This is a genomic window from Martelella alba (assembly GCF_005217455.1).
Lineage (GTDB): Bacteria > Pseudomonadota > Gammaproteobacteria > Enterobacterales > Enterobacteriaceae > Acerihabitans.
In genome coordinates this window covers 21252-32775 of sequence record NZ_SZPQ01000046.1, presented here as the reverse complement: position 1 = coordinate 32775, position 11524 = coordinate 21252, and the positions used below count along the sequence as shown (strand labels likewise).

Annotated in this window: 11 protein-coding genes; 5 read left to right on the top strand and 6 right to left on the bottom strand. The window is 55.2% G+C overall.

Annotation, left to right across the window (positions count from 1 at the left end):
• Positions 1-333 precede the first annotated feature (333 nt).
• The 5 genes from FCN80_RS21920 (at position 334) to FCN80_RS21900 (ending at position 6121) form a co-directional block, all read left to right on the top strand.
• Positions 334-1479: an iron-containing alcohol dehydrogenase gene (locus FCN80_RS21920; RefSeq protein ID WP_136992477.1), complete on the top strand. Its 1146-nt coding sequence runs from the start codon at positions 334-336 to the stop codon at positions 1477-1479.
• Positions 1480-1506: 27 nt separating this feature from the next.
• Positions 1507-2391 carry a dihydrodipicolinate synthase family protein gene (locus tag FCN80_RS21915; RefSeq protein ID WP_136992476.1) on the top strand — a complete coding sequence of 295 codons (885 nt, stop codon included), beginning with the start codon at positions 1507-1509 and terminating at the stop codon, positions 2389-2391.
• Positions 2392-2510: 119 nt separating this feature from the next.
• Positions 2511-3461 (top strand): phosphoglycerate dehydrogenase, encoded by a 951-nt coding sequence (locus FCN80_RS21910; protein ID WP_136992475.1) that lies wholly within the window; start codon positions 2511-2513, stop codon positions 3459-3461.
• A 210-nt stretch (positions 3462-3671) separates the two neighbouring features.
• Positions 3672-4970: an MFS transporter gene (locus tag FCN80_RS21905; protein WP_136992474.1), complete on the top strand. Its 1299-nt coding sequence runs from the start codon at positions 3672-3674 to the stop codon at positions 4968-4970.
• Positions 4967-6121: a metallo-dependent hydrolase gene (locus FCN80_RS21900; protein WP_170975491.1), complete on the top strand. Its 1155-nt coding sequence runs from the start codon at positions 4967-4969 to the stop codon at positions 6119-6121. The genes FCN80_RS21905 and FCN80_RS21900 overlap by 4 nt, the downstream gene beginning before the upstream one ends.
• A 63-nt stretch (positions 6122-6184) precedes the next feature.
• Here the strand turns inward: FCN80_RS21900 and budC are convergent, their stop codons facing one another.
• From budC to FCN80_RS21870, 6 genes are all read right to left on the bottom strand, one after another.
• Positions 6185-6952 (bottom strand): meso-2,3-butanediol dehydrogenase, encoded by a 768-nt coding sequence (gene budC, locus FCN80_RS21895; RefSeq protein WP_136992472.1) that lies wholly within the window; start codon positions 6950-6952, stop codon positions 6185-6187.
• 18 nt (positions 6953-6970) lie between these two features.
• Positions 6971-7555 (bottom strand): DUF1349 domain-containing protein, encoded by a 585-nt coding sequence (locus FCN80_RS21890; RefSeq protein WP_170975490.1) that lies wholly within the window; start codon positions 7553-7555, stop codon positions 6971-6973.
• Positions 7556-7560: 5 nt separating this feature from the next.
• A complete protein-coding gene (locus FCN80_RS21885) occupies positions 7561-7872 on the bottom strand; it encodes a Dabb family protein (protein WP_136992470.1) in 312 nt (103 codons plus the stop codon).
• Between the two features lie 53 nt (positions 7873-7925).
• Positions 7926-8909, bottom strand: a complete 984-nt coding sequence (locus FCN80_RS21880) for a zinc-binding dehydrogenase (protein ID WP_136992469.1) — start codon at positions 8907-8909, stop codon at positions 7926-7928.
• Positions 8884-10296, bottom strand: coding sequence for an aspartate aminotransferase family protein (locus FCN80_RS21875; RefSeq protein ID WP_136992468.1), 1413 nt, complete (start codon positions 10294-10296; stop codon positions 8884-8886). The genes FCN80_RS21880 and FCN80_RS21875 overlap by 26 nt, the downstream gene beginning before the upstream one ends.
• Positions 10297-10587: 291 nt before the next feature.
• Positions 10588-11409 carry a MipA/OmpV family protein gene (locus FCN80_RS21870; protein ID WP_170975489.1) on the bottom strand — a complete coding sequence of 274 codons (822 nt, stop codon included), beginning with the start codon at positions 11407-11409 and terminating at the stop codon, positions 10588-10590.
• Positions 11410-11524 lie beyond the last annotated feature (115 nt).

Sequence of the window (11524 nt, the reverse complement as noted above, 5' to 3'; positions counted from 1 at the left end):
GATGATAATTTCCGGACCGATGCCCGCCGGATCGCCCATGGTCACCGCTATGGCTTTACTCACTCGATGTCTCCTCACTCATCGGACAACGTTTGTCGGGGTGCTTGCATCGCTAAGCCATCGGCTTTCGTCATACCCACACAGGATTTGTCGTGCTATGCTTGTTGCATTATGATTATATTAAAGCATATTTGATTAAATGTGAGCAATGTCAAGTTAATAAAAACCCCTATGTTCTATAAAAAAGCCATAATCTGTGATCAGACTCAGGTGAAAATGACCAAATAAAATCACCAGGATTACGACCGGCGCGAGGAGAGAAAGAGAAAAGGCATGAATATCAATAGTACCATTATCAGCGGCTTTCAGAGCCTGGACGACATTCGCTATATCTTGTCGGGTAAGCAAACCGTATTGCTGGTGACCGATGGAAATATCGTCGGCATCCCCGCCGTTCAAACCCTGATTGCGCATGTGCGAGCCAACGTATCCGCCCTGACCTTAATCGACAACGTGCCGGCGGAACCCAGCCAGCACGATATGGCGGCCATTCTTACTCAATTGGCGACCCGCAAGGCGGATCTGGTGATCGGTATCGGCGGCGGCAGCGTACTGGATGTCGCCAAACTGCTGTCCGTACTCTGCGTCGATGGGGCCCCCACGCTGGAGCAACTGCTGGCGGGCGGGAAACCGGTCGCCCGCGCGTCCTCACTGCTGATCCCGACCACGGCGGGCACCGGCTCGGAAGCGACGCCCAACGCCATCCTGGCCATTGTGGAAAAAGAGACCAAAGTGGGTATCATCTCTCCGGTTATGCTGCCGGATTATGTCGCGTTGATCCCCGAGCTGACCACCTCAATGCCGCCGCGCATCGCCTCCTCCACCGGCATTGACGCGCTCTGCCATCTGATCGAGTGCTTCACGGCCACCGTCGCCAATCCGGTCAGCGATAATTATGCGCTGATAGGCTTGAAAAAACTGTTCGCCAACCTGGAAACGGCCGTAACCGAACCGCAAAACCTCGAGGCCCGACTGAATATGCTGTGGGCTTCTTATTATGGCGGCGCGGCCATCGCTCACGCCGGTACCCATTTGGTCCATGCGATGTCCTATCCCCTCGGCGGCAAATACCATATTCCCCATGGCGTGGCCAACGCCATTCTATTGGCGCCCTGCATGCGTTTCGTGCGTCCCGCCGTCGTGAGCAAATTCGCTCAGGTCTACGATGTGCTGCCCGGGGCAAAGACGCCACTTAGCGAAGAGGAGAAATCCCATGCCTTGGTGGACTACTTCGCCGCGTTGGTGAAGCGGCTTAATCTGCCGGCCGGCCTGGACGAGTTGGGTATCGGTCCCGACCATTTGCCCTATTTGGTGGAAGCGGCCCTGGACGTGCAGCGGCTGATGAAAAACGTACCGATGACCGTGGGCGCCGACGATGTCCGGGCGGTTTATTTGTCGCTGTTTCCCCGAAGCCATTAACGGCATGTCCATAAGGAAGGCAGAAAAATGACCAAGAAAATTGAGGGCGTGCTGGCCGCGATCCTGACGCCCTTCGATGGGCAAGGCGAGTATGACCCGCTCATGATGGCCCAACAGGTGAAGCGGCAGGCGGCTAACGGCAACGGGATATTTTGCTGTGGAACAAACGGCGAATTTTTCGTGCTGAGCGAGCGGGAAAAAATCGCGATTACCGAAACCTGCGTTCAGACCGCCGGGGGAAGCGTGCCGGTGGTCAGCCACATTGGTGAAATCTCCACCCGGAATACCCTTCGATTGGGCAAACAGATTGCCGCACTGGGCGTGGATGCGGTTTCGGTGATAACGCCCTGGTTCGTGCCGCTCAAACAACACGAATTGATCCGCCACTTTACCCAAATCGCCGATGCCATAACCGCGCCGATGTATCTGTACAACATTCCGGCGAGGACGGGTAACGCCCTGCGGCCGGAAACCGTTCGTGAGCTGGCGCGGCATCCGCAAATCATTGGAATTAAAGACACCACCGGCACACTGGAATCATTACAATCCCTTATCGATGCGACAAAAGATATCGAGGGCTTCGATGTGTTGACCGGCCCCGACGCGTTGGTGCATGAGGGCTTTGTCGCCGGCGCCGTCGCCTGTATTTCGGGAATGGCCAACATCGCGCCGGCGGTGGTGCAAAGGGTCTGGGCCGAGTTCAAGGCCGGCAATATCACGCAGTCGCGCCGGGCGCAGGAGAGTCTCGGCGGGCTGCGTAAAGAACTGGGCGATGTCTCGCTGTTTTTCTCGGCCACGGTAAAAAAAGCGGTGCAATTAATGGGGCATGACGCCGGCGAGAGTCGCTTCCCGGTCTATTACAGCGCGGAGGATGAAGAAAAAATCCGCCAAATACTGGAAAGATACCGGTAAACGCGGCCGGCAAAGCGCCAAAGGGAAAGTACGACCAAAATAAACTCGACAGACTTCCAGTTGCGGCCGACAAAGAGGCAACGTGAAGCATAACGAGTTTAAACACTATTGAGGCCATTATGTATGTTTTATCGCTGTCTCCTTCATTTGCCAAATATGATGACTCCGCCATCAAAACCCTCATGGCGAACCGGTTTTCCTATCTGGCCTGTCGTACCGTTGCAGAGGTGTTGCAACAACCGGAAGATGTCCGCCGCCAAATCGCGGCCATCATCGCCGGTCTAGAAGATATCGACGCCCGCCTGATGGACGCGTTGCCCCAGCTTAGAATCATCGCCAAACATGGCGTGGGTATCGATAATATCGATACCCGCGCCGCCAGGCAAAGATCGATCCTGGTGACCAATGTGCCCAACGCCAACCGTCACGCCGTTGCGGATTTCGCCTTCGCGCAAATTCTTAATTGCGCCAGGCTGCTGCCCGACGCCATTGACCAGACCCGGCAAGGGGCCTGGCCGCGCGTTTTCGCCGCCGATGTTTACGGTAAAACGCTAGGGATCGTTGGCCTGGGTAATATCGGTAAAGGGGTTGCCCGTCGGGCGAGCGGATTCGATATGCGGGTGTTGGCATACGATCCCTTTCAGGACAATGCCTTCGCCGAAACACACCATGTCACTTTTGTTGAACTTGACAGGCTGGTGGAGGAAAGCGATTTCATCAGTATCCATATGCCCCTCACCCCGCAAAGCACCCATCTTTTCGACGCCGGGCGGCTGAGCAAAATGAAAAAAACCGCCTATCTCATCAATGCGGCGCGAGGCGGTATCGTCAATGAAGATGATTTATATCAGGCCCTGGTCAATAAAGACATCGCGGGCGCGGCGCTGGATGCGTTCAGCGAGGAACCGGTCACGCGCCACCCGTTGTTTACCTTGAAAAACCTGCTCCCCACGGCGCATATCGCCGGTTACACCGAAGGCGCGGTCAATGCGGTCGGCAATCATTGCGTGCGGCAAATCATAGACTTGCTGATTGAAAATAAAACGCCGCCGAATGTGGTGGGTCTATAACGCTTTGGTTTCTCATCATCTTGACTATTTGTATTGAACACGACGGCCAATAAAAAAGGGGCGGTTTGGGGTTTTCGAGTACAGGCATCATTCATTCTCTTTTTCCTAATAGAAAAAGGGGGAATTATCGCGTAGTTGTAAATACCGGCAAACTTACCGACCGCTCGACATGCGTAATAATAAAAAGACAGAGACTGGAAGAGGACAATAATGCATCCTGCAAAGAACACCTATATCCGCTATGGGATCCTGGCGTTAATGACGCTGGGCATCGGCATAAATTATATTGATCGGGCGGCGGTCAGTGTGGCCTTGCCCTTTATTTCACATGACCTGAAATTAAGCGCGACGGAAAGCGGCGTTATTCTTTCCGCTTTTTTTTGGTGTTACACGTTTTTCCAACTGCCGGGGGGCTATCTGGTCGATAAGCTCGGCTCGCGCATCGTATTCACCCTAAGCAGTCTCGGCTGGGGTATCGCCACCCTCGGCACCGGCCTGATAAAAAGCATTCCGGGCCTTATCGCCCTGCGCATGCTGCTAGGTACCGCCGAGGCGCCGACCTACCCGGTATGTTCCGCCACCGTCACCAAGTGGTTCCCGGTCCGGGAGCGCACTTCCGCCACGGCCACCTATAATAACGGCAGCAAGATTGGCGGCACATTAGTGATCCCGCTGGTGTCCGCGCTCATCGCCTGGACAAGTTGGCGCACCGCCTTTATCGTCATCGGCGCCGCCGCCATCTTATGGGCCCTGGCCTGGTATCTTTACTACCGCGATCCTGAGCATCACCCGACGGTCAGTCCGCAGGAAAAAGCGTTGATAGGCGTTGACGCCCCCCAGCAACAGGATAACCCGATGACCATTCGCCAGCTCTGCGCCAATCGCACGGTGCAGGCGATGTCGGTCGGCCTGTTTTGCGTTGATTTCGTTTCCTATTTTTTCTTTACCTGGTTTCCCACCTACCTGATCCAGACATTCCATCTGACCCTGCTCTCGTTCGGTTTTATTGGCATGTTGCCTGGGATCGCGGCCATTATCGGCGGCTGGGCGGGGGGGTGGCTATCAGACGGGCTGGTGCGGCGCGGCGCGTCGTTAACCAAAGCGCGCAAAATCCCGCTGGTAATAGGCTTGCTGGGCAGCACCGCGATTGCGCTGGCCGCGTTTTCCCCGACTATCGTCGTCTCCATGGCGGCATTATGCACGGCCAACTTTTCCGCCACTCTGGCGGCGGCGGTCATGTGGACGCTGCCTTCCGATGTGGCGCCGTCCAAATCCAACGTTGCCACCATCGGCGGAATACAGAATATGGTGGGCAATCTCGCCGGGATTATCTCGCCTATCATGGTCGGCATGATCATGCAGGCGACCCATTCTTTTATTCTGCCGTTGGTTATTGCCGGCGTGATCGGTATCGTCGGCGCCATCACCTATGGCATCTGGCTGCCGGAGGTAAAACCCATTGAACCCCGCACCGCCGGCGTGAGGTTGAAGAAAGGAGAATCACTGTGAGCGACATCGATATCCTCATCCGGGGCGGACACGTTATCGACCCCGCCCGTAAAATTGACCGCATCGCCGATATCGCCATCAAGGGCAACCGGATCGTTGATGCGAAAACCGAGGAGCCAACGCGAACCGGGCAGGTGATTGATGCCGCCGGTTGTTATGTCTTGCCCGGCCTGATTGATTTTCACAGCCACTTTTTTTACGGCGGTTCGGCTATCAGCATCGATCCGGATATCACCTTTTTACCTTCGGGCATCACCACGGCCGTGGACGCCGGGACCTGCGGCTGGAGCAACGTCGATATTTTCCAGCGGTCCATTATCGACAGAAGCAGAATGCGGTTATTTTATTACCTGAACGTGTCCCATGCCGGCCAGGTGACGCTGGGCGGCGATAGCGGCTACCCGGAAAAAATCAACGGCCGCCATATTAATGGTCCCGAGATTATTGCCTGTTGCGAGAAATACCGCCCGTCGCTTATCGGTTTGAAATTACGCTTCGGCAAGGAACTGTATGGCGAAGACGATTCGCCTTTGAGGGATACCCTGCGACTGGCCGAGCAGGTGGGCCTTGCTGTTTGCGTGCATGTACCCAACTGCCTGATAACGATGGATACGCTGGCGGGCTTTTTGCGTCCGGGGGATGTTTTCGCCCATTGTTATCATGACACCGGGCATACCATTCTCGACGGCGACGGCAACGTTCTTCCCGACATCTTTTCGGCGCAACGGCGCGGCGTCTATTTTGACGCCGCGCAAGGCATCAATCTGTTCAGCTTCCGCGTCGCCAGACAGGCTTTCGCCCAACACTTTTATCCGGATATCATCTCTTCGGATATCACCCGCTACAGTGCCTGGAAACCGGGCATCATGTTCAGCCTGAATTTCTTGATGTCCAAGTATATCGCCATGGGTATGCCGCTGCAGGAGGTGGTCAGAGCCGTTACGGCCACGCCGGCGGGCATTATCGGACAAGCGGACAAGATAGGAACGCTGCGAAACGGCGCCTGCGCCGATGTGTGTATCATGAAAATGAAAAAGCAGGCCACGACTTTTTTCGATAAAGACGGGGAGCTACTGGCCGGCGATGGTCTATTGCAAAACATGCTCACGATTTGCGACGGCCAAGTCGTTTTCCGTCAAATGGATTTTTAGGCGGCGATGTCCCCGGCGACGGTCAGTCGGCATAAGCCGCCGGGGATTGGTCATCAAAACCGATCAGAACGCGTCGAACGGCAATTGCGGATGGCCGTTGGAGGCGGTGGCGCCGCCGTCCACCGGCAGCACGGCCCCGGTAATAAAGCTGGCCGCCTCGCTGGCGAGGAAAAGAATCGCGCCGGCGATTTCCGCCGGCCGCGCCGCGCGGCCCAAGGGAATACGCCGGTAAAACGCCCCGAGGATCTCTTTGGAAAACCCGGCCGTCATATCGGTCAGGGTCAATCCGGGACAGACGCAATTGATTCTGACGCCGTCCGCGGCGTGATCAAGGGCCATGGCGCGCGTCAAATTCACTATCGCGCCCTTCACCGCGCAGTAATGGGCGCCGCCCCAGTCCCCCCTCATGCCGGATACCGAAGAGATATTCACGATACAACCGCCGGTCTTTTGCAGATAGGGCAGCGCCAGAGTGGAATTAAACATAACGCTATCGAGGTTGTTCGCCACCAGCGTGTGCCAATTGCTGAAATTGCTCTGCAATACATTGCCGGGTATTTGTATGCCGGCGTTATTCACCAGTACGTCCAGCCGCCGGAATTTTTCCAGCGCGTGGCGATAAAGGGATTCCACCTCCTCGCGTCGGGCAACGTCCGCGGTGATAACGGCATGTCGATCAGGGGCGAACGCCTCGGCCGCGCTCGCCAGTTTTTGCCGATGCCTTCCCACCAGCACCACGCTCGCGCCCGCGTCATAAAACAGCCGGCTGGCCGCCGCGCCGATGCCGCTGCCGGCGCCGGTGACGATAACGACTTTATCTTTCATTTCCATTGCCTGTCCCTCTGCATATTATTCAAACTCCAGGTGGGTGAATACCGCTTTGCATCCGGTTTCGCCCGGGCTGGCGGCGAACACTCCGGCGAACAGCGGCTGGTCCGTCGCGGCGAAGGCGGGCGCGATGCGCATCGGTTCGCCGAACGGGCCGATGGAGCGATGGAAAAAGCGCCAGGCGCCGCGTCCCAGCCCTATCCTTAAATGCCGCGCCATCTCCATCGGCGTTGCGATTTCCTGGCAATTCCAGTCGGAATGGCCATCGCGGGTGAGCGTGACGCCCAGTTTAACGCGATGATCCGCTTCCATTTCCAGGCCGAATTTAACCCAATGGCGTTCATCCTGATAAAGCATCAGACCCGCCTGCTGGAAGCACTGCTCGGGGGTAAAATGCAGCATGACGCTGACCGCCTCGTCATGGCGCAGCCGAAACAGCACAGCATGGCCACTGGCGGCGCTATGGCCGTACCAGGTCTTTTGCCAAAAATCGGTATTCGGCCGGGTCATGATTTCGATATGCCGTCGATCCACCGCGTAACCCGGCGGGATATTCAAGGCCAACACCTCATCGCGCGGGGCATTGGCGGCGTTTACGTTTTCCATGGCAATCATTCCTGATAATCAAACACCATCAGTCCCTTATGGATACTCGCCAGGGCGGGAAATAAATCCCGTCGGCAGACATCCTGATGATGGGGATGAGTGAGGTAGGCATCGAGTTCCCTTTGACCGTCGAAGGCCAGCGTAATGCCATATTTAAAACCGCAATCCCGTTCCTCCCGGCTGGTATTCACCCGCCAGCGGGCTTCGCGGATCTCGGCGATAACCTCCTTCATCGCCAATAGGCTGTGTTTTACCGTGGTCAGTTCGTCAGGGGGCAATCCCTCGCGGAAATGAAAAAAAACCTGATGAATAAGCATGTATCCTCCTGAAGTGTGATTCCCGGCATCGGCCGGGTCGCGCCATCCCGGCGCTAGGCGTCCGCCGACTGTGACGAACCGATTTTGATAACGGTTCGCGTACCCTGCAATGCCTGTCCCGGTCGTAATTCACCGGGCAATTGTTCCAATGGGATCACTTTACCCAACATGCTGTCGAAGAAGGTCTGGTGGGCGGCAAGATGCGCCAGGGCACGGGAAAAAGTGTCCGGGCTGCACCCTGCCCGCGAAGGGAGAACGGTTATCTCGCGAAACAGGATTTCCTCCGCCGTGATCATCAGCGGCGTCCCTTCGGGCTGGATGCCGTAAAGCATCAATACGCCGCCGTTCCTGACCGCCGCGATACCCTGCGCCAAGCCGTCCGGCGCGCCGGTACATTCGACGACGAGGGGAAAAGCGGGGTCTCGGATGTCCGTCAGGCGGGTGATTGAGGGGAACGCCGACGCCCATTGCATCGATTCAGCGGCAATATCATACAAACTCAGCGATAGCATCGGATAATGGGTGATCAACACATGCGCCAGCAATTTGCCCGATACGCCGGACCCGATAATCAAGACCTTTTTGCCGCCATCAAGATTTACAGCACGCGCCAGGCGATCCAGCGCATGGAAAACGCAGGCCAGCGGCTCGGCCAGGACGCCGATCATTTTGTTGCGACAGGTCAGGCGGTACAGACTTTCCCTCGGCGCCGGAATTTTTTCGGCATACCCGCCATGGCGATTGACGCCGAGTTCCTGTAAATGGCGGCAATGGCTGGTTTCGCCCTCCAGGCAGTGCTCACAGCGGCCGCAGGCGATTTCATTATTTAAAACGAAATACCGGCCACGATCATCCCGACAAACCACTTCATGGCCGAGAATAAGCCCTTTACTGCCCTCTTGATAAACGAAATGCTGATCGCTTTTGCAGATACCGCAAAAACACACGTCCCACAGCGGCCAGTTATTGGGATTCACTACCGGATGATTGGCCTGAAAAGTTAGCGAGCCTTTACCGTTGCTGACAACGCATTTCATGGTCGTCCCCCCGCCGCGCCGCGAATGTCTCCAGCACCTGGTCGAGCAGGGCCAGTGTCAGATCGATTTCCTGTTGGGAAATATCGAGGTACGGCGCCAGTTTCAGTCCTTCATTCCAATACCCGCCACTGTTGAGTATCAGACGCCAGGGCTGTTGCCGGTAGTGATAATCCTGATCCTGCGCGGCGGTGACCACATATTTGCCGGCATTTTTATAAGGCCTGCCGGACGGATCGGCGAAAACGATATTAAACAGCATGCCGAGACCGTCGACGCTGTGAATAAATGAGTATTTCTCTTTAAGCTTGCGCAAGCCGGCGAGATAATAATCCGATTTAGCCGGCAAGGTTTCCTGGTAATTTTGCCCCATCATGTATTCCCAGGCGGCCAGGGCGGCGGTGGTACCCAGCGGATGATTGGCGAAATTACTGTGCGCATGGCCGGGAGAGAAGTTTTCCGGGTTAACCAGGTCGTCCCGCGCCCAAACCATACTAATGGGACTGAGGCCATTGGTGAAGGATTTGCTTAACGTAATAATATCAGGCGTAATGCCGAAGTGTTCGAAGGCGAAAAGTTTACCCGTGCGATACATCCCCACCTGTATTTCATCGTCGACGACAAGAATTCCACGCTTTTGCATTTCCGGCACGAACTTTTGATAAAAATCCCTGGGGGGAATGGTATAGCCCCGCCCCTGACACATTTCCAGAAAAACCGCGCCAATTTCATTGCTGTCTTCGGAGCATATACCATAAAAATCCGTGTCCATGGACTTTTTGATCATTTTCCCGCAGTAACAACCGCAACTGTGTGGTTGTTTCTCATAATAACAATGGGCGCAGTTGGCAAAGGGAAATAAAATCGCCCGATCGGCAAATTCGCCATAGTACTGACGATAGCGATGGCTGCTGGAAATGCCGCTGACCGTCAGTGAACGGCCATGGTATGCCCCGGTCATGGCGGCGACTTTATTTCGTTGGGTGTTCTTCCTGACGATTTTCAGCGCATCCTCCACCACCAGCGTGCCGCTGGCGTTGAACGATACCCGGCCCGCCACGCCGGTGCGCTCATAAATGGCGTCGCAAACCGCTTTCGCCAATAATAATTTCTCTTCATGCAGGAAATCACCGCTGACTTGCGGCAAATCCCGCAACTTATCACTGACCCGGCGGTCGATAAATTCATTTTTATAGCCGAAATTACAACTTGAATGCCACATCTGGGTATCGATATATTTTCGGCCTTCCAAATCTTCGACAATATGTTTATAACAATTTTTGGCGATAATAGGGTTTTCCTGATAATGCACGGTATCGCCCCACGAGAGATATTTCCTATCGATATCCCGAAGATATCCTACCTTGTCGGAATCGGTATATTCTTTCATAAATTATTTCAATCCATTGAATTTCAGAGGAAGTTAGACACGATTCAGCTAACAAATTTATTATAATCACAAAAAAATTCATCTGTTAAGTTAAACAGTAAGTCACCTCTTGTCAGAGGCGGCAGTTTATTTTTGCTTTAATCCCTGCCATGTGACAGCCCCTTCTTTGTTGGGGCGGGAAGTATGACGAAAAAACCCTATACTCGTCATACTTCAAGCGGTCTCGTTGTTGGCCGCGTTCGCGCGCGCCATCGCGCCATGTTGTCAAAACGGCAAAAAACCAAAGGCTCATCAAAAACGATAAAAAACACCGGCGCCGATAAAGGTCTGTGATGGGGAGCCGGCGTCCTTGACAATCGGGCTGTCCGCCGCATCGCCAAGCAAGCGCGCGTAACGAACCGTCGCCGTCAATCCCCAAGAGTCATTGAATCGATACAGGGCGTTAACGCCCAGGCCGGCATCCTTCAGGCCGCCGCTGGCGCTGTATTGCGCCAGCCCGCTACGGGCGGCGTCATCGGCGTTTACGCCGAAGTAGGTCTGGGCGAAATTATCATCGGCGTAGGTGGCGAAAAGACGCATGCCCAGCCGCAGGTTATCGGTGGGGGAAAAGCTGTAGATCGGTCCGAATGTGACCACATAACCGTCATAGACGCCGCTGGTATCGGCCAGAATTTCCGTCTCGAAAGCCAGCTCATCAGTGGGATCCAGTACCTGGCGCAACGAAAAACGGACAAAACCGCCCGCTTCAAAGGCCCGGTCTATCTCGTGCATTCTGGCGATACGATCATTATCGACACTATGGTCGCGGCCGCCTCGTGAAGCGACAGCGGGGCCGAACGCGATATTCGGCAGCGGCGAAAGGTTGATTCGCGCCGAAGATCCCTGTATTTCAAGGTAATAGGTTTCATAGGCGACCCGACCAAGTACCAGCGGCACGGCTTTATAATCGTCCGACCCTTCAAATTCCGGCGCCATACCGGCGCCCAGTGTAAATTGGCCGGTAATACCCCGCCCATTCTGATCCTGCGGTTCCTGGGCATGGGCGAGGGGCATCATATTGGCCACCGCCAGAGCGAAAATCGGCATCATCAAACCGGGTTTAATAGCAAACATGAAAGGCATCCCTTAATGTCATTGCATAGGCAAGGGCATAGTAAATTATTCGATGACAATATAGGCCGCCGTTGCGTGACATTTTGTAACGACTTCGGTAACGTTTTGTAACGGT